The sequence below is a fragment of the Mycobacterium sp. ITM-2016-00318 genome, from assembly GCF_002968285.2.
GTDB lineage: Bacteria > Actinomycetota > Actinomycetes > Mycobacteriales > Mycobacteriaceae > Mycobacterium.
This window is the reverse complement of record NZ_CP134400.1, coordinates 4,997,767-5,018,913: the sequence shown is the minus strand read 5'-3', so window position 1 is coordinate 5,018,913 and position 21,147 is coordinate 4,997,767. Positions and strand designations below refer to the sequence as shown.

The window sequence follows — 21,147 nt, the reverse complement described above, 5'->3', positions numbered from 1 at the left end:
GTACTTCTCGCCATTATGTCGATCTCGGCGTTCGCCGCACCCGTCGCGTACGCGGATCCGCCCTCGCCGATCCCCGAGCCGGTCCTGCCGCCGCTGGCGCCGGGCCAAGTGCTCCGCATCGGCCCAACGGCTGGAACAGGAACGCCGACAGGCGATTACGGGATCGGCGCCACCGACCTGTGTGAATTCATGGAATTTCCGAGCGGCATCCTTCAGGTGTGCGGAGACAGCTTCGCCGGCCAAGGCGTCGGGTTCGGCGGCTGGTACTCACCGATCGCGCTGCACGTCGAGATCGACTCGATCGACGACCCCACGGGCGTGCGTTACGACGGCGTCACCGGCACCGACGAGCCGCTGCTTGCCGAGGCGACGAAGCCGGGGGAGTCGCAACTGCCCGCCGGTGTCGTGCAGATCAACCGCGACAACTACATGATGGTCACGACCACGAAAGACCTGCGCCCCCAAGCCTCGCGGCTGGTGAAAGCCGATCCGGCGCGCGGCAGTTGGCCGACGCTGGCTGGTTCGGAGCGTCCGGCGGCCTTCGAGAACAGCAGGCAGAGCCAGATCAGCGGGTACTACGATCCGATCCCGACGGACGGCTCGCCGACCGGCTGGGTCTACATCGTCGCCAACAACTTCGACCGCACCGGGCCTGTGGTTCTCTACCGCGCGAAGCGCGAGACCTTCACCGATCGCGCGAGTTGGCAGGGCTGGTCCTCCGACGGTGGCTGGGGCAGAACGCCGACGCCGTTGTGGCCCGACCGGATCGGCGAGATGAGCATCCGCCAGATCGACGGAAAAACGGTGTTGTCGTACTTCAACGCAAGCAACGGCAACATGGAGGTTCGGGTGGCCGACAACCCAACGGCGCTTGGCGCCGCGCCGGTGACGACGGTGGTGGTCGCAGGCGAATGGCCCGACCCCGCAGAGCAATTGCCGCCGCCGGAGGTCAATCGATTGGCTCAGCCGTACGGCGGATACATCTCGCCGGGCTCCACGCTCGACGAGCTGCGTGTGTTCATCAGCCAGTGGAATACGCTCCCGCGCGCTCAAGCGCCGTACCGCGTCATCCAGTTCGCGGTGAATCCGCTCAAGCCATGGGAGTCGCTGCCGGTCGAATGACCGCTCGGCGTGACGCCGAAGGCCTCCTGCGCCAGGCGCAGCCACTCGCCGTAGTCGTCAGTCGTCGAGTCCGTCATACGCTCATGGTCCCGCTCGGACGAGGACGGCGTAATCAGCGACAAGCCACATTCTTCCGCATCGTAAGCAAGAATTTGCTATCCGTCGGGTAAGGACGCACCCGCCGAGTAGGATGTGAAAGATGCCGCAAGGCCATATCCGAAAGCTCTTGCGGGAGAACGGCTTGCTGCTGACGTGCCTGGGCCTTTTCGCAGTCTTCTTCATCGGCATGATCGTCTCCGGCACCGCGACCTACAACCAGGAACAACAGGAGCACGGCTCACAGGCTCGGATTTCGGTGCTCGAGTACCTCACCACGGGTGACTTCGTCGAGGCGATGTTCGAGAACTGGGAGTCCGAGTTTCTTCAGATGGGCATGTATGTCGTGCTGACCGCATTCCTCTATCAGAAGGGGTCATCGGAGTCGAAGCCGCTCGACGAGCCTGCGCCACAGGACGAGGACCCGCGTGACGTCACGCCGAACCGATGGACGCCGTGGCCGGTGCGCAAGGGCGGCTGGGTGTTGCCGATCTACGAGCACTCCTTGGCGATTGCCTTCTTCGCCTTGTTCTTCGCCTCGTGGTTGCTTCACGCGGTGGGCGGCGTCAAGGCGTTCAACGAGGAACAGCTGCAACACGGCCAGGCCGCGATCTCCCTCTGGCGCTACCTGACCACGTCTCAGTTCTGGTTCGAGTCGATGCAGAACTGGCAGAGCGAGTTCATCGCCGTCGCCGCCATCGTCGGGCTGTCGATCTTCCTACGCCAGCGCGGTTCCGCCGAGTCGAAACCGGTCGCCGAGCCTCACCGGCGGACGAGCGCCTGAACCGCCCGAAAACGGTGGTCTATTCACAGCAGATTCATATGCAATTCAAGAGCGGCGCATCGCTGGCCTTTGCATGCTCGATGCCATGAGTGAAACAACATCAACACCTGAACCGGCGACGAGGCCCGTGGGGACCACCGCACCGCAGCAACCGGCCTATGTGGAACCCGAGCGTCGGCGCGCGCGGCTGACCGCGGTGGCCGCGTGGGTCGGGATCGTGGCCGGGGTGGTCTTCATCGTCGCGGTGATCTTCTTCAGCGGATTCGTCCTCGGTGCGCACTCCGGCGGCGGCCATCGTGGCCACCACGGCGGTGGTGATCGCGAGTTCGGAGAGATGCACCGCGGCGGACCGCCGATGTTCCCGATGGGTCCGATGGGACCCGGTCCGCGCGGCGGCTTCGAGCGGCAGGGTCCCGGCGGCCCAGGCGCGCAGCAGCCGGAGCCTGCGCAGCCGCCGACCACGTCAGCACCGGTCCGCCCGTAGGACAACGCGCCGAGTGTGCGGTTCTGTGCGCACGCCCCGCGTGTCGCGTACGCCCCCGCACGCTCGGCGCTTTTCTGATTTTGCGGTTTGGGGTATCAGACTCACATGGCTGACAAGTTCACGACAACCGATTCCGGCGCTCCAGCGCCAAGCGTCGAGCACTCGCTGACCGTGGGGCCCGACGGCCCGATCCTTCTGCAGGATCACTACCTCATCGAGCAGATGGCGAACTTCAACCGCGAGCGCATTCCGGAGCGTCAACCGCACGCCAAGGGAGGCGGCGCCTTCGGTCAGTTCGAGGTGACGCAGGACGTCAGCAGGTTCACCCGCGCCGCGTTCCTGCAGCCGGGCGCCAAAACCGAAATGGTGGCCAGGTTCTCGACCGTGGCGGGCGAGCGCGGCAGCCCAGACACGTGGCGGGACCCGCGCGGCTTTGCGCTGAAGTTCTACACGAGCGAGGGCAACTTCGACATGGTCGGCAACAACACCCCGGTGTTCTTCGTCCGCGACCCCATGAAATTCCAGAACTTCATCCGCAGCCAAAAGCGAATGGCGGCCAATAATCTGCGCGACCACCACATGCAGTGGGACTTCTGGACGCTGTCACCCGAGTCGGCGCACCAGGTCACCTGGCTGATGGGTGACCGCGGCATTCCCAAGACATGGCGGCACATGAACGGGTACTCCAGCCACACCTATAGCTGGCTCAACGCCGACGGCGAATTGTTCTGGGTCAAATACCATTTCAAGACCGACCAGGGTATCGACTTCCTCACCCAGGAAGACGCCGACCGGCTCGCAGGTGAGGACGGCGATTACCACCAACGCGACCTGTTCACCTCGATCGAGGACGGCAACTTCCCCAGCTGGACGCTGCACGTGCAGATCATGCCGTTCGAGGACGCGAAGACCTACCGGTTCAATCCGTTCGACCTGACGAAGGTGTGGCCGCACAGCGACTACCCGCTGCACGAGGTCGGCAAGATGACGCTGAACCGCAATGTCACCGATTACCACGCCGAGGTCGAACAGGCCGCGTTCGAGCCGAACAATGTGGTGCCCGGCACCGGGCTGAGCCCGGACAAGATGCTGCTGGCCCGCGGGTTCTCCTACTCCGACGCGCACCGGGCCCGGCTCGGGGTGAACTACAAACAGATCCCGGTCAACGAGCCGCATGTCGAGGTGAACGCCTACAGCAAGGACGGCGCGATGCGCATCCGAAAGGCCACCGACCCCGTGTACACGCCGAACTCCATGGGCGGGCCCGAAGTGGACGCCAGGCGTGCGGCTGAGGTGCACTGGGCCTCGGACGGCGACATGGTCCGTACCGCGTACGCGCTGCGCCAGGACGACGACGACTGGGGTCAGGCGGGCACGATGGTGCGCGAGGTGCTCGACGATGCCGAGCGGGACCGGTTGGCCCACAACATCATCGGCCACGTGTCGGATGGCGTGCGGGAACCCGTGCTGTCGCGGGTGTTCGAGTACTGGACCAACGTCGACCCCGATCTCGGCAAGAAGGTCGAAGAGGGCATCCGCGCAGGCGACGGCTGAGGTTCCGCATTCGCGACCGGCGCGATGGTAGCCAGCACAACCGCGGTACCGACCGCGCCGACCAGAAAAAGGCGCTTCATCAGCTACTCCGCTGTGGTTTGCTGTGGCGCCGAGTAGGCCGCCGGGTTCGCCGAATCGTGCTCGAATCACGAAATGCCGTGCCGCTACGTGTTCGGATCGGCAGCTGGCATGATCGAGCCCATGAGCATCGAAGTCGTTTTCACCGCAGAGTCAACCGCAACCGGAGGTGGCCGCGACGGTCACGTGAAGTCCACGACGGGCCGGATCGACCTCGACACCCGGCCGCCGAAGGAAATGGGCGGAAACGGTGAGGGCACCAACCCCGAAGAGCTGTTCTCGGCGGGCTATTCGGCGTGCTTCCTCGGCGCGTTGAGGTTGGTCGCCCGCAACGAGAAGATCGATCTCGACGACGCGACGGGCATCACGGCGCAGGTCGGTTTCGGCAAGGATTCCCAAGGGGGATTCGGCATCAACGCCCACCTGATCGGGTATCTGCCCGGCCTGGAGCAGAGCGCAGCCGATGAGCTCATGGAGAAGGCGAACGGCGTCTGCCCGTATTCCAAGGCGACCCGCGGCAACATCGACGTCAAGCTGTCGGCGAAGGTCTGACCTCATGAGGCGCACCGTCGCCCTAGCAGGAGTCGGGCTGGCCGTCGGCATGGCGGTGGCCGCGCCCGCGGCGGCCCGCCCGTCAGAACCCGGAGTGGTCAACTACGCCGTCCTCGGCAAGGGATCGGTCGGCAACATCGTCGGCGCGACGTTGCGGTTCGACGGGCCGTTCACCGACCCGTTCCAGTCGTATTGGGTCGACAACCCGGCGTGCAACAACTGGGCCGACGTCGGGCTGCCCGAGGTGTACGCCGATCCTGACCTGGCATCGTTCAACGGCACCACGACGCAGGAGTCGCCGACCGACGACACCCACCGGGTCAAGCAGGCCGTGGGAGTCTTCGCCACCAGCCAGGCCGCCGACCGGGCGTTCCACCGCGTCGTCGACCGCACCGTCGGCTGCTCGGGCCAGACCACGGCCATGCATCTGGACAACATGGTGACCGAGGTCTGGTCGTTCACCGGAGGACCGGCGACGGCGACGGACGCCGACTGGGTGAAGCAGGAGGCGGGCACCGACCGGCGCTGCTTCAACACGACGCGGCTCCGCGAAAATGTTCTGCTGCAGGCGAAAGTCTGCCAAGCGGGTAACGGCGGCCCTGCGGTGAACGCGCTGGCAGGAGCGATGCAGAACACGCTCGGACAGTAACCGCCTGCCGACGGGTCACCCGACACCGATTCGTCAGGAAAAAATCGCGGGGATTTTGTCGGTCATCTCTGGAAGATGGATAGAGGCCGCGATCGTCCGGAGCCGGAGGGGATGGTTGGGATGACCAACACCATCACGACCGACCTGGATGAAGGGCACCCAGTCGACGCCGCCGAGAATGAGCTGACCAACGCGAACGACGCTGCGCAGCTGATCGGTGAGACGTGTCTGACCGACGGTCCCGTCGGCCGCGCCGGTCTGGAGATCGAGGCGCACTGCTTCGATCTCACCCAACCGGGCCGTCGCCCGGAGTGGAACGAGCTGCGAGAGGTCATTGCCGGTGTCGGCGATCTTCCCGGCGCGAGTCTGATCACCGTCGAACCCGGCGGCGCCGTGGAACTGTCCGGCCCGCCTGCGGAGAACATCGTCAGCGCGATCACCGCCATGGCCGCTGACCGGGCGGTGCTGCGCGCGGCGTTCGCCGAAGCGGGCCTCGGCCTCGTCCTGCTCGGCGCCGATCCGTTGCGGCAGGCCAAGCGCATCAACCCGGGCGACCGCTACCGCGCCATGGAGCAGTTCTTCGTGGCCAGCGAAACCGGCGCCGCAGGGGCGGCGATGATGACCTCGACGGCGTCGGTGCAGGTGAACCTGGAGGCCGGACCGCAGGCCGGGTGGGCGGCCAGGGTGCGGTTGGCGCATGCGCTCGGTCCGACGATGGTCGCCATCGCGGCCAACTCGCCTCTGCTCGGCGGGAAGTTCACCGGTTGGCGCAGCTCGCGGCAGTGGGTGTGGAGTCAGCTCGACTCCGCCCGGTGCGGTCCGGTGCTCGGCGCGGACGCGGAGGACCCGTCGAGCGAGTGGGCGCGCTACGCGATGAAGGCGCCGGTGATGCTCGTGCACCCGACACCGGAGATGGACGCGGTGCCGGTGACGGACTGGGTGCCGTTCGCCGACTGGGCCGACGGCCGCGTGCTGCTCGGCGACCGACGCCCGACCATCGCCGATCTCGACTACCACCTGACCACACTGTTCCCGCCGGTGCGGCCGCGCCGGTTCCTGGAGATCCGCTACCTCGACAGCGTGCCCGACGCCGACTGGCCCGCGCTCGTCTTCACCCTCACCACGCTGCTCGACGATCCGGCGGCCGCCGACGTCGCGGCAGAGGTCACCGAGCCCGTTGCGATGGCGTGGGATCGCGCCGCTCAGACCGGGCTGGGGGACCGGCGGCTGCGCGCAGCCGCGGTCCGGTGCGTGCAGGCGGCCGCCGAGCGGGCGCCAGCCGAACTCGAGGAATCGATGCAGCGGCTGATGCGTTCGGTCGAGAAAGGACGCGCACCGGCCGACGATTTCTCCGACCGGGTGGTGCGCAACGGGATCGCCACCGCGGTCACCGCACTGGCGCAAGGGGAGCCGTGACCGCACGTGAATCTCTGGCGCAGCGGCTGACGAAGGCCCGCGACCGGACGCTGCGGCTCGTCGAGTTCGACGACGCCGAACTGCACCGGCAGTACGACCCGCTGATGAGCCCGCTGGTGTGGGACCTCGCCCACATCGGCTGGCAGGAAGAGCTGTGGCTATTGCGGGACAACAACCCGCAACGTCCCGGCCTGCTCGCCCCCGACGTCGAGCGGCTCTATGACGCCTTCCGAAATCCACGGGCCAGCAGGGTTGATCTGCCGCTGATGCCGCCGACGGACGCCCGCGCCTATTGCGCGACCGTCCGCGACACGGCGCTCGAGCGGCTCGACGCGCTGACCGACGATGACAGCGAGGCGGCATTCAACTTCGGGCTGGTGATCAGCCACGAGAACCAGCACGACGAGACCATGCTGCAGGCGCTGAACCTGCGCTCGGGTCCACCGCTGCTCGATCACGGAAGCGCGCTTCCGCCGGGTAGGTCCGAGATGGCGGGCACCTCGGTGCTGGTGTCCGGCGGCACATTCGTGCTCGGTGTCGACGCGGTCACCGAACCGCAGTCGCTCGACAACGAGCGATCCGCGCACGAGGTGGACGTGCCCGCGTTCCGCATCGGCCGGGTGCCCGTGACCAACGGTGAATGGCGGCAGTTCGTCGACGACGGCGGCTATCGGGAGCCGCGGTGGTGGTCGCAGCGAGGCTGGTCGCACTGTGTTAAGGCGGGTTTGACGGCGCCGCAGTTCTGGAACGAAGGCGGCCTCGAGGGGACAAGAACGAGGTTCGGGCACGTTGAGGACATTCCCGCCGACGAACCCGTGCAGCACATCACGTACTTCGAAGCGGAGGCCTACGCGGCGTGGGCGGGAGCGCGGCTTCCCACCGAGATCGAATGGGAAAAGGCGTGCGCATGGGATCCGCACACCGGGGCAAGGCGCCGATTCCCTTGGGGCGCATCCGAACCCACCAAAGCGCTGGCCAACCTCGGAGGCGACGCTCTACGCCCCGCACCGGTCGGCGCCTACCCTGCCGGCGCGTCGGCATATGGTGCCGAACAGATGCTCGGCGATGTGTGGGAGTGGACGTCGTCGCCGTTGCGGCCGTGGCCGGGCTTCACGCCGATGATCTACGACCTCTACAGCCAGCCGTTCTTCGACGGTGACTACAAGGTGCTGCGCGGTGGTTCGTGGGCCGTCGCCGGCGACATCCTCCGGCCCAGCTTCCGCAACTGGGACCATCCGATACGCAGGCAGATCTTCAGCGGTCTGCGGCTGGCCTGGGACGTCTGATGTGTCGCCACCTTGGCTGGCTCGGGAAGCCGCGATCGGTGGCGTCACTGACGCTCGATCCGCCGTACGGCCTCCTGGTGCAATCGTATTCACCACGTAGGCAAAAGCACGGCCTGATGAACGCCGACGGCTGGGGCATCGGGTTCTTCGATGACGGCGGTGTGGTCAGGCGGTGGCGCAGCGCCACCCCGCTGTGGGGGGATGCGTCGTTCGCCTCGCTGGCGCCCGTCCTGCACAGCGGATGCGTGGTGGCCGCGGTGCGATCGGCAAGTGTCGGAATGCCCATCGAGGCATCGGCGTCGGCGCCGTTCAGTGACGGGCAGTGGTTGTTGTCGCACAACGGTCTGGTCGATCGCGCGGTGCTGCCTGCCTCGGCTGTGGCGGAGTCCACCAACGACAGCGCGCTTCTGGCCGCGATGATCTTCGACCGCGGCATGGACGCACTGGGCGAAACCATCGCCGACGTGGCGGCGGCCGACCCTAATGCCAGGTTGAACATCCTGGCGGGCAACGGATCCGAACTGCGCGCCACCACATGGGGAGACACGCTGTTCGCGCTGCGGCGTGACGACGGCGTGGTGCTGGCCAGCGAACCGTTCGACGACGAAGGGGATTGGCAGGAGATCCCCGACCGTCACCTCGTCACCGTCACCGGCAACCGTGTTGAGATGACCACGCTGAAAGGATCGGCATGACAGTCGAGCGAGAAGCGAATGTGGATCGCGCATCAAGTTTGTCGATGTCCAACCACCTCGCCGCGGACTCTGCCGCGCGGGCGCTGCGCCGTGACGTCTACGAGGGTCTGAGCCAGACCCCGAAATCGTTGCCACCCAAATGGTTCTATGACTCGGTGGGCAGCGACCTGTTCGACCAGATCACCCGTCTGCCCGAGTACTACCCGACCAGGGCCGAAGCCGAGATCCTTCGCGACCGCTCGGCTGGGATCGCCGCTGCGTCGGGTGCGGACACGTTAGTGGAGCTTGGTAGCGGTACATCGGAGAAGACCCGGCTGTTGCTCAGCGCGCTGCGCGACACCGGATCGCTGCGCCGGTTCATCCCGTTCGACGTCGACGCGGGAATGCTGCAGGCCGCCAGCTCAGCAATCCTCGACGAGTACCCGGGAATCGAAATCAACGCCGTGTGCGGCGATTTCGAAGAGCACCTCGGCAAGATCCCGCGCGTCGGACGTCGGCTCGTGGTGTTTCTCGGGTCCACCATCGGCAATCTGACCTCAGAACCGCGCGCCCGGTTTCTTTCGACGCTGTCCGACACGCTGCAACCGGGCGACACTCTGCTGTTGGGGACGGATCTGGTCAAGGACACCGACCGGCTGGTCCGGGCCTATGACGACAGCGCAGGTGTCACAGCGCGATTCAACCGCAATGTGCTCGCCGTGGTGAACCGCGAACTCGACGCCGACTTCGGCCTCGATGCCTTCGAGCATGTGGCCAAGTGGAACGCCGACGAGGAACGTATCGAGATGCGGCTGCGGGCGAGATCGCCGCAGCGGGTGCGGGTGGCCGCAGTGGATCTGACCGTCGATTTCGGGGCCGGCGAGGAACTGCTCACCGAGGTGTCGTGCAAGTTCCGTCCCGACGGGGTGACAGCCGAGTTGTCGGCGGCAGGTTTGCGGCGCACCCACTGGTGGACGGACGCGGCGGGCGACTTCGGGCTGTCGCTGTCGACGAAATGACCGACCTCGCCGACCGCTGGCGGGCGGCCCGGCCACCGGTGGCCGGCCTGCACCTGGACAGCGGCGCCTGTTCGCGCCAGAGCCTTGCCGTCATCGACGCGGCCGCTGCGCACGCCAGGCACGAGGCTGAAGTGGGCGGCTATGTGGCCGCGACGGCGGCGGCGCCCGCCCTCGACGCGGGCCGCGCGGCGGTCGCCGCATTGACCGGAATGTCGGCGTCCGACGTCGTGTTCACCACCGGCTCCAACCACTCCCTTGATCTACTGCTCAGCAGCTGGCCCGGAGCACGCACCGTGGCATGCCTGCCCGGCGAATACGGTCCGAACCTCGCGGTGATGGCCGCGAACGGCTTCGCCGTGCGCGCGCTGCCTGTCGACGGCGACGGACGGCTGGACCTGGACGAAGCCGCCACCATGCTTGCCGTCAACCCGCCCGAGCTGGTGCACCTCACCCCGTTGGCCAGCCACCGCGGCATCGTGCAGCCGGCGCGCGAGCTCGCCGAGGTGTGCCGCGGCCTCGGGCTGCCGCTGGTCGTCGACGCCGCACAGGCGCTCGGTCACATCGACTGCGTTGTCGACGCCGACGCCGTCTACTCCTCGTCCCGCAAATGGCTCGCGGGCCCGCGCGGAGTGGGGATGCTTGCGATTCGGCCGTCGCTGGCGGAGCGGCTGCGGCCCCGGCTGCCGCCACCGGAATGGAACCTGCCGTTCACGGTGCTGGAGCGCCTCGAACACGGCGAGACGAATCTCGCTGCGCGGGTGGCTCTTTCGGTCGCCCTGGGGGAGTACCTTGCGGCGGGTGCGGAAAACGTCCGTGCCGCCCTTGCCGAGCAGGGGCGGATGACCCGCGACATCCTCGCCGACGCCGACGGCTGGCGCGTTGTCGAACCCGGCGCTGAGCCGACCGCGATCACCACGTTGGTTGCGACCAAGGACGCCGACCCGCAACGGGTCCGCGCATGGCTCATCGCCGAGCGCGGCATCGTCACCACCTACGCCGAGGTGGCGCGCGCGCCGTTCGAGATGGCCGGGCCGGTGCTGCGGGTCTCGCCGCACGTCGACACCACAGCCGACGAGCTGGCGGTCTTCGCCGCCGCCCTGGCCGAGGCCACCACGGCGGTCGCGGGCGGCTAGCGCGCTACGACCAGCGTGGCCCGGTAGTCCTCGAACGGGATCGGATCATCGGGCGTGCGCGGGTACGGCTCGAGCGACGTCAATTCAACGGCGTAGTCGCCCGCGCGGACGGACTCCACGTTCTCACCCGGGGCAGGGTTCGTGTTGAAATACGCTGTCGTGGAAGGGCGTCCGATCGCATGCACGATGACCGCGATGCGTGCCTGTCCGGTCCAGAAGCACTCGACCTCGGTTGGGCAGCGCGAATCCTCGAGGAGTTCGCTGAACCGCACGCTCAGGTCGCCGCCGCCGAACACCGCTTCCTGCCCACCGCCGAGCGTGAACTGCTGCCCGAGCGCGAATGTGACCGGATCCGCGCCCGCTTCGCGGCTCACCTGACATCCCACCAGGGCGAGCGCCAGTAGCGCCACGGAGAGCACCCGCCTCGCCGAAGTGCTCATCCGACGCTCTGCCACGTGTGCACCGGTTCGTTGCTGTGCATTTGCTCGCAGTACAACCGAAGCATCTCGGCCAACGCCTCCGGCCGGGTCATGCCGCGCTCCTGCAGCGCGCGCACCGTCTCCACCTGCCACACCGAACCGTTGCGTCCGGTCTTGGCGCGACCTTCGATGACGCCGAGATAGCGGTCGGTCACCTCGCCTGACACACCCCAGGTGCGCAGCCCGTCGCGTGCCATCGGCAGCAGTTGACGCAGCACCAGTTCGTCCGGCGTCACCTCGCCGAGTCCGGGCCAGTAGAGCCGGGCGTCCATCCCATGCTGGGCGCACTCAAGGAAATTCTGATGTGCCGCAGCGAAACTCATCTTCGTCCACAGCGGGCGGTCCTCTTCGGAGAGGGTGCGCAGCATGCCGTAGTAGAACGCTGAATTGGCCATCATGTCGATGACCGTCGGGCCGGCGGGCAGCACGCGGTTTTCGACGCGCAGGTGCGGCCTTCCGTCGACGACGTCGTACACCGGCCTGTTCCAGCGGTAGATGGTGCCGTTGTGCAACCGCAACTCCGGCAGCTTCGGGGTCCGCCCGTCAGCCAATTCGGCGACGGGGTCCTCCTCGGAAAGCTCGGGCAGCAGCGACGGAAAGTAGCGGACGTTCTCCTCGAACAGGTCGAAAATCGACGTGATCCACCGCTCGCCGAACCACACCCGCGGCCGCACGCCCTGGGCCTTGAGCTCATCAGGCCTGGTGTCGGTGGCTTGGGCGAACAACTCGATACGCGTCTCCGACCACAGCTGATGTCCGAAGAAGTAGGGCGAGTTGGCGCCGAGCGCGAGCTGCGGGCCCGCGATCACCTGCGCGGCATTCCAGTTCTTGGCGAAGTCCTCAGGCGATACCTGAAGGTGCAATTGCATGCTCGTGCAAGCAGATTCGGGAGCGATGGTGGCCGCCTGAAGGCTGAGCCGCTCCGGGCCCGCGATGTCGATCTGGATGTCCTCGCCGCGGGCGTAGAAGATGGAGTCGTTGAGGGCCTGGTAGCGGGTCGACTCGCTCATCCAGTCGCCAGAGAGGTGTTCCGGCATCAGCGTCGGCAGAATGCCGATCATCACGATGTGCGAACCGCTCGCATTGGCCTTCGATTCGGCCGCGTTGAGGCTGCTGCGTACGTCGGCTTCCAGTTCGAGCGCGGACCTGCCGGGCAAAGGCCGGGGCGGAACATTGAATTCGATGTTGTAAGCGCCCAATTCGGTTTGGTAGGCGGGGTCGGCGATGGAGTCCAACACCTCGGAATTGCGCATCGTGGGCTGATAGCCGCCGTCGACGAGGTTGCATTCGATCTCCATGCCCGTCAACGGGCGCTCGAATTCGAAGCTGGACCGGGTCAGCATCGTCTCGAACACGTCAAGGCACAGCTGGACCTTGCGCCGGTATTCGCGGCGGTGCTCACGACTGAAGTCGGCCTGCTTCACCTCTTCGCCCACAACGCCGATGCAACAGGCTCTGTGACGCGCGCGCAAGGAAATCCCCGGATAAATCGTCGCCGGGCGGGTAGCCCCCGGCGATGGACATCTCCGTTACCTTCATCGGCAACGCCACCACGCTGATCTCGGGTGGCGGCGTCACCTTCCTCACCGATCCCAACTTTCTACACCGGGGCCAGCACGCCTATCTCGGCTACGGCCTGGTCTCCAAGCGGCTGCGGGAGCCGGCGATCGACATCGACCAGCTACCGCAGCTCGAGGCCGTCGTCCTGTCGCATATGCACGGCGACCACTGGGACCGGCGAGCGACCACTGAACTCGATCACGAGCTACCGGTCCTCACCACGCCGCACGCCGCCAAGCGGCTCGGCCACCGCGGCTTCGCGTCCGCATTCGGCCTTTCGACCTGGCAGACACACAAAATCGTCAAGGGAGACACCGTCGTCACCGTGACGGCACTGCCCGGCAGGCATGCACCTGCCCCGATCCATCGGATGCTGCCGCCGGTGATGGGCAGCATGCTCGAATTCTCCTCGTCCGACGGCCGCACGCGACGTCTCTACATCTCCGGCGACACGCTCATGGTCGACGAACTCAAGGAGATCCCGGTGCGGTTCGACGCCATCGACGCAGGCGTGTTGCATCTCGGTGGCACCCGGCTGCCTGCCGGTCGGCGACTGCCCTTCGGCCTGACGGTCACCATGGACGCAAACCAGGGCGCGGATGCCGTCGAGGCGCTCAAGCTGCCGAAGATGATCCCGGTGCATTTCGACGATTACGGCGTGTTCGCGTCGCCGTTGGCCGATTTCGTCGACGAGATGAGGAAGCGTGGAATCGCCGATCGCATCATCGAACTCGAACGTGGGGCGTCGGTGAGCATCTGACGGGTGCCGTCGACGGCGGTACGTTGGCGATGTTGTCGCCAATCAACGAGAGGGAGGCTCTCGATGACGGAATCCGAACCCACCACGCCGACGCAGGCGCCTGGTGCGCCGATGCCCGTGGGCCCGCCGCCGCACAACGTCGGGTGGGCGGTGGCCGCCGTGCTGTTCTTCTGGCCGCTGTCCTTCTCGGCGTTTACCCACGCGTTCAACGTCTATCCGCTGTGGGCGGCAGGCAACTTCGCCGATGCCCAGTACGCCTCGGACCGGGTGCGGCGCCTCGGTCAGCTCTCGCTGTGGATAGCGGGCGGCCTGCTGCTGCTGTTCATCATCTTCCACGCGATTTTCCTGATGGTGCTGATCTCCCAGGGCGGCGACTGGGGACACCATCAGCGCTACAAGGACTGAAGCCTGCGGTTGGCGACCGCGATCTGAGGGCCGGCCAGCCCGCCGCGCAACTCGATGTCGATCGAGGGGCCTGCGTGTTGCGCCAGCGCCCGCAGCGCCGACGGGCTGTAGGTGCGCAGTGAGCTGATCACGCCGTCGTGTGCGAACGGAATCCACGGCGCGAGCGGCAGCATCGTCGCCAGGCGCGCGATGTGCAGGAGCGATGGCAGCCGCGGTAGATCGATGATCAGCAGCTTGGTCGCCACCCTGGTGCCCTCGGCGATCACCCGCGAGGCCATCGAGGGTGGCAGATGGTGAAACGACAGCACGAACACCGCGAGGTCGAAGTGCCGGTCGGGCGCGTCGATCGCGGTGGCGTCCATCCGGCGCACCGTCGCGCGGGGCTCTTCGCCGAGGTCGGCTGCCGCGATCGCCGTCACCGACGCCTGCTCAACGTCGGTGACCGTGAGCTCTGCGGTGGGATGCCACTCGAGCAGCTTGCGTGACAGCGCGCCATGGCCCGCGCCGAGCTCGAGGATTCTCGGGTCGGGCACGTCTGCCACCTCGTCGAGTGCGATCCTGGCGAACTTCTCGTTGTTGCCGAAGACGTCACCGGTCCACTCCAGCGCCCGGACTACGCTGCGCTTCTTCTTCTCATCGATGTCGTCGCGATCGAGATACTCGAGTCGATCGGTCTGCAGCAGCCGATCCAGACACGAGGCGTCGGGCCCGCCCCTCGGCATGCGGTCAATGTCGACGATCTCGTGTCCCATGTAGTCCATGATGGACGACGGGCGGCGTCGGAAGGGGAGCAGGAGTTGGCAGAGTTCGTAGCGGCGATCGATCAGGGCACCACCAGCACCCGCTGCATGATCTTCGACCACGACGGCGCCGAGGTCGGCCGCCACCAGCTAGAACACGAACAGATCCTGCCGCAGGCCGGCTGGGTCGAGCATAATCCGGTGGAAATCGTCGAGCGCACCGCATCGGTTTTGACGTCGGCGCTGAACACCACGAAGCTGTCCGCCGGAGACCTTGCCGCCCTTGGCATCACCAACCAGCGGGAGACGTCGCTGGTGTGGAACCGCAGGACCGGTAGGCCGTACTACAACGCCATCGTCTGGCAGGACACCCGGACCGATCGCATCGCTTCGGCGCTGGACCGCGACGGTCGCGGCGATGTGATCAGGCGCAAGGCCGGTCTTCCACCCGCCACGTATTTCGCCGGCGGCAAGGTGCAGTGGATCCTGGAGAACGTCGACGGTGTCCGCGCGGACGCCGAGAAGGGCGACGCGATATTCGGCACCGCGGACACGTGGGTGCTGTGGAACCTGACCGGTGGACCGCGCGGCGGCGTGCACGCCACCGATGTGACCAACGCCAGCCGGACGATGCTGATGAATCTTGAGACGCTCGACTGGGACGACGAACTCCTGTCGTTCTTCGACATCCCGCGGCAGATGTTGCCCGAGATCAAACCGTCGTCGTATCCCGAGTCCTACGGCATCACCCTGGACAGTGGACCGGTCGGCGGCGAGGTCCCGATGACGGGGATCGTCGGCGACCAGCAGGCCGCGATGGTCGGGCAGGTGTGCCTGGATTCGGGCGAGGCGAAGAACACCTATGGCACCGGCAACTTCCTGCTGCTGAACACCGGCGAGAAAATCGTCCGCTCGGAGAACGGCTTGCTGACGACGGTCTGCTACCAATTCGGCGACGCGAAACCCGTTTACGCACTTGAGGGTTCGATCGCAGTCACCGGTTCGGCGGTGCAGTGGCTGCGCGACCAGCTCGGCATCATCAGCGGCGCGGCACAGAGCGAATCGCTGGCCCGCCAGGTCTCCGATAACGGCGGGGTGTACTTCGTGCCCGCCTTCTCGGGGCTGTTCGCACCCTACTGGCGTTCGGACGCCCGCGGAGCGATCGTCGGCCTCTCGCGGTTCAACACCAACGCCCACGTGGCGCGCGCGACGCTGGAGGCCATCTGCTATCAGAGCCGCGACGTCGTCGACGCGATGGAGGCCGACTCCGGGGTGCACCTGGAGGTGCTGAAGGTCGACGGCGGCATCACCGCCAACGACCTCTGCATGCAGATCCAGGCGGACGTCCTCGGCGTCGACGTCGTCAAGCCGGAGGTCGCCGAAACCACCGCGCTCGGCGCCGCGTATGCGGCGGGCCTCGCCGTCGGCTTCTGGGAGAACCCCGACGACCTGCGGTCCAACTGGCAGGAGGGCAAGCGCTGGACTCCGAACTGGAGCGACGACCAGCGCGAGGCCGGTTACGCCGGCTGGAAGAAAGCGGTGGAACGCACGCTCGACTGGGTCGACGTCGAGTGATTTCGGCGCGCTGATCGACGCTGAGCGCACGTCAGCGCGCCGAAATCGCAACTAAGCGGCGGCGTCGTCGAGTTCACGCTTGGTGTCGTCGTCCAGTCGGATGTCGGCGACGGCGGTGTTCTCCTCGAGATGCGCCACCGACGATGTGCCGGGGATCAGCAGCACGTTCGGTGCGACCGACAACGTCCACGCCAGCGCGATCTGCGCCGGGGTGCGGCCGAGTTTCTCCGCCTCACGCTTGACCGCCTGATGTCCGAGCACGGGATTGTCGGCGGTGAACGCTGAGCCGAGCGGGAAGAACGGAACGAATGCGATGTCGTGTTCGATGCAGGCGTCGAGTACCGGCTGCGAAGTCCGGTCGACGAGGTTGTATGCGTTCTGCACGCAGACGATCTCAGTGCGGTCCAACGCGATTCGCAGATCGTCGGCCACGATGCTGGACAATCCGATGCCGCCGATCAGCCCTTCGTCGCGAGCCTTGATCATGGCGTCGAGCTGACGGTCGAACAGCTCGCGGTTCACGGCTGCGGCCGCGTTCGGGTCGGCGGCTTCGTCGTGCACGCGGAGGTTGACCGCCGCGAGCCGGTCGGTGCCCAGCGTGCGCAGATTCTCCTCGATGCTGGCCCTCAACTCGTCGGGCTGCTGGGCGGGCAACCATGCGCCCGCGTCATCGCGGCGAGCGCCCACCTTGCTGACAAGAGCGAGGCCGGCAGGGTAGGGGTGCAGGGCCTCACGGATGAGTTCGTTGGCGATGTTGGGCCCGTAGAACTGCTCGGTGTCGATGTGGTTGATGCCCAATTCGACGGCCCTGCGCAGCACGGCCAGCGCTTCGTCGTGGTCGCGCGGCGGCCCGAGAACTCCCGGACCGGGCAACTGCATGGCGCCGTATCCGACACGACCGACATGGAAGGAGCCCAGCGGAAAGGTTTGCATAGTTAGTGCGTACACCATTTCCGCCGGGCTTATTCCGGTCCGATTGCGACTACTCGGTCTCGTCCGTCTCACCGAGGATGTTGTAGATCTCGCGGCGCGCATTGTTGACGATGTCGGCGACGCGCTGCTGCTGCTCCTCTGTCGCGGCGAAGTTCGACTGGGCGACCGCGCCCATCAGCTGGGTGACCGCGGTGTGCAGATTGAGCTGGCCGGGAGCCTGATCCTTCCAGCCTTCGGCGATCTCTTCCCACGGCGGTGTCTCGACCTTCTCGGCCGCGGCGCGGCCTTCATCGGTCAGCTCGAAAAGCCGCTTGCTGCCGTCGCTTTCGGTTCCGGCGATGAGACCCTCGTCGACCAGAAGCTGGAGCGTCGGGTAGACGGATCCGGGGCTCGGGCGCCAGAGGCCGTTGCTGCGTTCGGAGATCTCTTGGATCATCTCGTAGCCGTGCATCGCGCGGTCGGCGAGCAGAACCAGGATGGCGGCGCGGACGTCGCCGCGCTTACCGCGCCTGCCTCCGCCGCGTCGGCCGCGCGGTCCGCCGAATCCGAAGCCGCCGCGCGGGTCGAAGCCGAAGCCACCGCGGCCGGGCCCGAATCCGCCGAAGCCGGCCTGGAAGCCGGGGCCGAACGGGCCGTTCCGGCCGGTGCCGTGTTCGCGCACGTGTTCACGGAAATCCCGCCGGGCCTGCCGACGGTGTTCGTGGAGGCCGCGGCGCTGCTCCGGATCGAAGCCGAAGCCGAAACCACCGGGTGGTGGGGTGAATGGGTCGTTCATTGCGGAAAGTCCTTACGTTCGTCGGGAAACGCCGAATGCGCTTCCGATACGTCAACGATATATCGGAATCTATCGTGATGCAACGCCCAGACGCTCGGGCTCGCGCGAGCAGTAGGCGAGCTTGGTCTGTCACCACGGTTCGGCGTCGGACCGACCTCACATGGAGGAGCAGCGGCGTGCGGCTGCTTACAGCTTTTTCCGGCGTCCGTCGATTTGGTCGATGACCCACCGCGCCCACGTGGCCTCCATCGCGCCGAGGCGCAGGCCGTACTCGAGTGCGGCCCCGCCGAAGAACAGGTCGACGCCGTCCTTCCAGTCGATGGAGTCCTTGAGCGCTTCGAGCCGCTTGACCTCGGAGTCGGCGTGTTCGGCGACCGCAACCATGTGCCTGCGGGCTTGATCCGGCTCGATCTCGCCGAGCAGGAAGACGCGCAGAAGCGAGGCGTCACGGAAAGGTGGATCGTCTTCGGGGCTCATCATCCAGCGCTGAAGTTCGGTGCGCCCGGCCGCCGTGATGCGGTACTCCTTGCGGCCGCGGGGTCCGATGTCAGTCACCTCGATGAGCCCGTTGTCGGCGAGTTTGTTGAGTTCGCCGTAGAGCTGGCTCTGCGTGGCCGGCCAGACGTTCGCCATCGACCTCTCGAAAGTCTTCAGCAGGTCGTAGCCGCTGCCGGGCTGTTGGGCCAACAGCCCGAGCGCCGCCATCCGAAGACTCACGGAGGAATCGTACATGCCAGTCTTGACATGTCACTAGTGAAATGTCAGATTGAGGCGGTAAGCGACAGGAGACCACCATGACGGAAACCAGGTCGGACACGTCGGCCCTGTTCAACACCGGCGACTTCTTCAAACTCGACAACTTCGCGCCGATCGCCGACGAACTCACCGAATTCGATCTGCCGGTCGAAGGCGCGATACCGGCCGAACTCGACGGCTGGTATCTGCGCAACGGTCCCAACCCGCGGCAGGCCAGCGGGCACTGGTTCAGCGGCGACGGGATGATCCACGGCGTCCGCATCGAAGGCGGCCGCGCCGCCTGGTACCGCAACCGCTGGGTGCGCACCGAGAGCTTCGACAAGGAGTTTCCGATCTACAACGCCGACGGAACCCGCAATCTGCACTCCAGCGTCGCCAACACCCACGTGATCAACCATGCGGGCAAGACACTGGCGCTTGTCGAGTCGTCGCTGCCATACGAGATCACCAACGACCTGAAGACGGTGGGCGCCTACGACTTCGGCGGCAAGCTCGCCGATTCGATGACCGCCCACCCGAAGATCTGCCCGACGACGGGTGAGTTGCACTTCTTCGGGTACGGCAACATCTTCGAACCGCACGTGACGTATCACCGCGCCGAGGCAAGCGGCGAGCTGACGATCAACCGGCCGCTCGAAGTTCCAGCGCTGACGATGATGCACGACTTCGCGATGACCGCAGGCCACGTCGTCTTCATGGACCTGCCGGTCGTCTTTGACGTCGAGATCATGAAATCGGCAGGTCGCGACATGCCTTTCCGCTGGGACGACGACTACGGGGCCAGGTTCGGTGTGCTACCCCGGGACGACCCATACGGCGAGGTGCGCTGGTTCGACATCGACCCGTGTTACGTGTTCCACGTCGCCAATGCCTACGACGACGGTGATTCCGTTGTGCTACAGGCGGTCCGGTATCGAGAGCTGTGGCGGGGTACCAGCGGGTTCGAGACCGACGGAGTGTTGTGGAGCTGGACCGTCGACCTGAAGACCGGGCGGGTCGCCGAACGTCAGCTCGACGACCGTGCGGTGGAGTTCCCACGCATCGACGACCGGCTGGCGGGGCTGCGGGCCCGTTATGCGGTGTCGGTTGGTGACGGCAGCCTGCTCCGGTACGACCTCGACACCGGCGTCTCGGTCGAGCACGCGCTGGGTAGTAAGCAGTCGCCCGGTCAGCCCGGTGAGGCGGTGTTCGTGCCGTCGACGACAGGGCCCGCGGATGAAAGCAGCGGTTGGTACCTGGGTTACGTGTACGACCCGGCTCGCGACGGCAGCGATCTGGTGATTATCGACGCGTCGGACTTCTCCGCTGATCCGGTGGCGAGAATCAAACTGCCGCAGCGTGTTCCACACGGCTTCCATGGCAACTGGATCAGCGGCTAGTCAGGCGGAATGCTCGGCCCTCGCCGCGATCGCCAGCGCCGCGGGTTGATGCTGATCGGCGGGTGTTACCGCTAGCCCGGTGGGGCGAAGCCGCCATCGTGCGGTGCTGCGGGCGGCACCGTCGGCGCCGGCCGATACATCGGCGGGCCCGGCGGCGACGGCGGTTGCCCGGGCGCGGGCCTCAGCCGCTCCAACTCGCGGCGGTGCCGCTCGGCCAGAACCGCTGCGAGCATGTACTGCGGTGGAACACCGGGAGGTGGCGGCGGTGAGATGCGTGCGACGACGTCGCTCGCAATGCGATAGGCCATCTGGTCTCGCGTCTGAGGGTGCAATTGCGGGGCTCGAGAAAGGAACTGGCGCGCCAACTGGGCCTGCTCAGGACCGAGGCCCGACAATTGCAGCGACGACGCCCACCACGCCAGCGACGGCGGCATCACCGGGGGTGGCGGGAGCTTTGGCCCGCGCTCGCTGATCACCACGGTGCCTGCGAACACATCCCCGAGACGCTTGCCCTTCGGCGACAGCAAACTGCAGATCACCGCGGGGCCACCGAAGAACATCCAGATCTCGATGAACGATGCCAGCGCGCGAAACAGCGCCTGCCGGAACCGCTCCGGGCCGCCGTCGTCGGAGACCACCCGCAGCCCGAGCGCCATCTTGCCGAGCGTCCTGCCGCGGGTTGCGGACTCGAAGATCACCGGATAGCCGATGATCGTCAGCACGGTGAAGATGATCAGCACAGCGGCCGACAGGGCGGGATCGAACTCGCTGAGAGTGATCGCCCACAGCATGACGCCCGCGAGGTAGGCGACGAAGATCACCGCGACGTCGATGAGGGCCGACAGCGCCCGCACCGGTAGCTGCGCGATCTGCACGTCGAGGACGACGGCGTCGCCCGTCACCACCTGTTCCGCCTGCCCGACCATGGAGATCAACGC

At 66.6% G+C, this 21,147-nt stretch carries 22 protein-coding genes; 15 read left to right on the top strand and 7 right to left on the bottom strand.

Going from position 1 to position 21,147, the window contains the following annotated elements:
• Positions 1-15: 15 nt before the first annotated feature.
• The 11 genes from C6A82_RS24720 (at position 16) to egtE (ending at position 10,847) form a co-directional block, all read left to right on the top strand.
• On the top strand, positions 16-1,122 hold the full coding sequence (locus tag C6A82_RS24720) for a DUF4185 domain-containing protein (protein WP_105348333.1): 1,107 nt from the start codon (positions 16-18) through the stop codon (positions 1,120-1,122).
• Between the two features lie 199 nt (positions 1,123-1,321).
• A complete protein-coding gene (locus C6A82_RS24715; protein WP_105348332.1) occupies positions 1,322-2,002 on the top strand; it encodes a DUF6766 family protein in 681 nt (226 codons plus the stop codon).
• A gap of 73 nt (positions 2,003-2,075) precedes the next feature.
• A complete protein-coding gene (locus tag C6A82_RS24710) occupies positions 2,076-2,486 on the top strand; it encodes a hypothetical protein (RefSeq protein ID WP_105348331.1) in 411 nt (136 codons plus the stop codon).
• A 105-nt stretch (positions 2,487-2,591) separates the two neighbouring features.
• Positions 2,592-4,040: a catalase gene (locus tag C6A82_RS24705; RefSeq protein WP_105348329.1), complete on the top strand. Its 1,449-nt coding sequence runs from the start codon at positions 2,592-2,594 to the stop codon at positions 4,038-4,040.
• A 201-nt stretch (positions 4,041-4,241) separates the two neighbouring features.
• On the top strand, positions 4,242-4,670 hold the full coding sequence (locus C6A82_RS24700; protein WP_199193932.1) for an organic hydroperoxide resistance protein: 429 nt from the start codon (positions 4,242-4,244) through the stop codon (positions 4,668-4,670).
• A 4-nt stretch (positions 4,671-4,674) separates the two neighbouring features.
• Positions 4,675-5,319, top strand: coding sequence for a sensor domain-containing protein (locus C6A82_RS24695; protein ID WP_105348327.1), 645 nt, complete (start codon positions 4,675-4,677; stop codon positions 5,317-5,319).
• A gap of 120 nt (positions 5,320-5,439) precedes the next feature.
• Positions 5,440-6,735 (top strand): ergothioneine biosynthesis glutamate--cysteine ligase EgtA, encoded by a 1,296-nt coding sequence (gene egtA / locus C6A82_RS24690; RefSeq protein WP_105348318.1) that lies wholly within the window; start codon positions 5,440-5,442, stop codon positions 6,733-6,735.
• The gene (gene egtB / locus C6A82_RS24685; protein ID WP_105348316.1) at positions 6,732-8,021 is read left to right on the top strand and encodes an ergothioneine biosynthesis protein EgtB; all 1,290 of its coding nucleotides are present in this window, start codon (positions 6,732-6,734) and stop codon (positions 8,019-8,021) included. The genes egtA and egtB overlap by 4 nt, the downstream gene beginning before the upstream one ends.
• Positions 8,021-8,716 carry an ergothioneine biosynthesis protein EgtC gene (gene egtC / locus C6A82_RS24680; protein ID WP_105348315.1) on the top strand — a complete coding sequence of 232 codons (696 nt, stop codon included), beginning with the start codon at positions 8,021-8,023 and terminating at the stop codon, positions 8,714-8,716. The genes egtB and egtC overlap by 1 nt, the downstream gene beginning before the upstream one ends.
• Positions 8,713-9,714 carry an L-histidine N(alpha)-methyltransferase gene (gene egtD / locus C6A82_RS24675; RefSeq protein WP_105348313.1) on the top strand — a complete coding sequence of 334 codons (1,002 nt, stop codon included), beginning with the start codon at positions 8,713-8,715 and terminating at the stop codon, positions 9,712-9,714. Before egtC ends, egtD begins: the two co-directional genes overlap by 4 nt.
• Complete coding sequence (gene egtE / locus C6A82_RS24670) at positions 9,711-10,847, top strand: ergothioneine biosynthesis PLP-dependent enzyme EgtE (RefSeq protein WP_105348312.1); 1,137 nt, start codon at positions 9,711-9,713, stop codon at positions 10,845-10,847. The genes egtD and egtE overlap by 4 nt, the downstream gene beginning before the upstream one ends.
• Here egtE and C6A82_RS24665 read toward each other — a convergent pair.
• Together C6A82_RS24665 and C6A82_RS24660 are read right to left on the bottom strand one after the other, a co-directional pair.
• The gene (locus C6A82_RS24665) at positions 10,844-11,287 is read right to left on the bottom strand and encodes a hypothetical protein (RefSeq protein ID WP_105348310.1); all 444 of its coding nucleotides are present in this window, start codon (positions 11,285-11,287) and stop codon (positions 10,844-10,846) included. The two genes, egtE and C6A82_RS24665, sit on opposite strands and share 4 nt — an antisense overlap.
• Positions 11,284-12,762, bottom strand: a complete 1,479-nt coding sequence (locus C6A82_RS24660; protein WP_105348308.1) for a glutamate--cysteine ligase — start codon at positions 12,760-12,762, stop codon at positions 11,284-11,286. The genes C6A82_RS24665 and C6A82_RS24660 overlap by 4 nt, the downstream gene beginning before the upstream one ends.
• Positions 12,763-12,842: 80 nt before the next feature.
• Between C6A82_RS24660 and C6A82_RS24655 the strand changes: the two genes are divergently transcribed.
• Positions 12,843-13,646, top strand: a complete 804-nt coding sequence (locus C6A82_RS24655) for an MBL fold metallo-hydrolase (RefSeq protein ID WP_105348307.1) — start codon at positions 12,843-12,845, stop codon at positions 13,644-13,646.
• Positions 13,647-13,709: 63 nt separating this feature from the next.
• Positions 13,710-14,051, top strand: coding sequence for a CD225/dispanin family protein (locus tag C6A82_RS24650; protein ID WP_105348305.1), 342 nt, complete (start codon positions 13,710-13,712; stop codon positions 14,049-14,051).
• On the opposite strand, the gene C6A82_RS24645 is transcribed toward C6A82_RS24650, so the two are convergent.
• Complete coding sequence (locus C6A82_RS24645) at positions 14,039-14,812, bottom strand: class I SAM-dependent methyltransferase (protein ID WP_105348303.1); 774 nt, start codon at positions 14,810-14,812, stop codon at positions 14,039-14,041. The genes C6A82_RS24650 and C6A82_RS24645 overlap by 13 nt on opposite strands.
• Before the next feature lie 36 nt (positions 14,813-14,848).
• Between C6A82_RS24645 and glpK the strand changes: the two genes are divergently transcribed.
• A complete protein-coding gene (glpK, locus tag C6A82_RS24640) occupies positions 14,849-16,366 on the top strand; it encodes a glycerol kinase GlpK (RefSeq protein ID WP_105348302.1) in 1,518 nt (505 codons plus the stop codon).
• 51 nt (positions 16,367-16,417) lie between these two features.
• On the opposite strand, the gene C6A82_RS24635 is transcribed toward glpK, so the two are convergent.
• From C6A82_RS24635 to C6A82_RS24625, 3 genes are all read right to left on the bottom strand, one after another.
• Positions 16,418-17,299, bottom strand: coding sequence for an oxidoreductase (locus C6A82_RS24635; protein ID WP_105348300.1), 882 nt, complete (start codon positions 17,297-17,299; stop codon positions 16,418-16,420).
• 49 nt (positions 17,300-17,348) lie between these two features.
• A complete protein-coding gene (locus C6A82_RS24630) occupies positions 17,349-18,074 on the bottom strand; it encodes a PadR family transcriptional regulator (protein WP_105348298.1) in 726 nt (241 codons plus the stop codon).
• 186 nt (positions 18,075-18,260) lie between these two features.
• Entirely contained in the window at positions 18,261-18,791 is a 531-nt protein-coding gene (locus C6A82_RS24625) for a PadR family transcriptional regulator (protein WP_105348355.1), read from the bottom strand.
• 77 nt (positions 18,792-18,868) lie between these two features.
• Between C6A82_RS24625 and C6A82_RS24620 the strand changes: the two genes are divergently transcribed.
• Positions 18,869-20,209: a carotenoid oxygenase family protein gene (locus tag C6A82_RS24620; RefSeq protein ID WP_105348296.1), complete on the top strand. Its 1,341-nt coding sequence runs from the start codon at positions 18,869-18,871 to the stop codon at positions 20,207-20,209.
• A gap of 71 nt (positions 20,210-20,280) precedes the next feature.
• Here the strand turns inward: C6A82_RS24620 and C6A82_RS24615 are convergent, their stop codons facing one another.
• The gene (locus C6A82_RS24615) at positions 20,281-21,135 is read right to left on the bottom strand and encodes an RDD family protein (RefSeq protein ID WP_105348294.1); all 855 of its coding nucleotides are present in this window, start codon (positions 21,133-21,135) and stop codon (positions 20,281-20,283) included.
• Positions 21,136-21,147 lie beyond the last annotated feature (12 nt).

Excerpts from the sequence above, each read along its gene's own strand:
- C6A82_RS24645 (WP_105348303.1), bottom strand. The coding sequence starts at position 14,812 with ATGGACTACATGGGACACGAGATCGTCGACATTGACCGCATGCCGAGG.
- egtD (WP_105348313.1), top strand. The coding sequence starts at position 8,713 with ATGACAGTCGAGCGAGAAGCGAATGTGGATCGCGCATCAAGTTTGTCG.
- C6A82_RS24615 (WP_105348294.1), bottom strand. The coding sequence starts at position 21,135 with ATGGTCGGGCAGGCGGAACAGGTGGTGACGGGCGACGCCGTCGTCCTC.
- C6A82_RS24630 (WP_105348298.1), bottom strand. The coding sequence starts at position 18,074 with ATGAACGACCCATTCACCCCACCACCCGGTGGTTTCGGCTTCGGCTTC.
- egtC (WP_105348315.1), top strand. The coding sequence starts at position 8,021 with ATGTGTCGCCACCTTGGCTGGCTCGGGAAGCCGCGATCGGTGGCGTCA.
- C6A82_RS24665 (WP_105348310.1), bottom strand. The coding sequence starts at position 11,287 with ATGAGCACTTCGGCGAGGCGGGTGCTCTCCGTGGCGCTACTGGCGCTC.
- C6A82_RS24720 (WP_105348333.1), top strand. The coding sequence starts at position 16 with ATGTCGATCTCGGCGTTCGCCGCACCCGTCGCGTACGCGGATCCGCCC.
- C6A82_RS24620 (WP_105348296.1), top strand. The coding sequence starts at position 18,869 with ATGACGGAAACCAGGTCGGACACGTCGGCCCTGTTCAACACCGGCGAC.
- C6A82_RS24650 (WP_105348305.1), top strand. The coding sequence starts at position 13,710 with ATGACGGAATCCGAACCCACCACGCCGACGCAGGCGCCTGGTGCGCCG.
- egtA (WP_105348318.1), top strand. The coding sequence starts at position 5,440 with ATGACCAACACCATCACGACCGACCTGGATGAAGGGCACCCAGTCGAC.
- C6A82_RS24700 (WP_199193932.1), top strand. The coding sequence starts at position 4,242 with ATGAGCATCGAAGTCGTTTTCACCGCAGAGTCAACCGCAACCGGAGGT.
- C6A82_RS24710 (WP_105348331.1), top strand. The coding sequence starts at position 2,076 with ATGCTCGATGCCATGAGTGAAACAACATCAACACCTGAACCGGCGACG.
- C6A82_RS24705 (WP_105348329.1), top strand. The coding sequence starts at position 2,592 with ATGGCTGACAAGTTCACGACAACCGATTCCGGCGCTCCAGCGCCAAGC.
- egtE (WP_105348312.1), top strand. The coding sequence starts at position 9,711 with ATGACCGACCTCGCCGACCGCTGGCGGGCGGCCCGGCCACCGGTGGCC.
- C6A82_RS24635 (WP_105348300.1), bottom strand. The coding sequence starts at position 17,299 with ATGCAAACCTTTCCGCTGGGCTCCTTCCATGTCGGTCGTGTCGGATAC.
- C6A82_RS24695 (WP_105348327.1), top strand. The coding sequence starts at position 4,675 with ATGAGGCGCACCGTCGCCCTAGCAGGAGTCGGGCTGGCCGTCGGCATG.
- C6A82_RS24655 (WP_105348307.1), top strand. The coding sequence starts at position 12,843 with ATGGACATCTCCGTTACCTTCATCGGCAACGCCACCACGCTGATCTCG.
- C6A82_RS24715 (WP_105348332.1), top strand. The coding sequence starts at position 1,322 with ATGCCGCAAGGCCATATCCGAAAGCTCTTGCGGGAGAACGGCTTGCTG.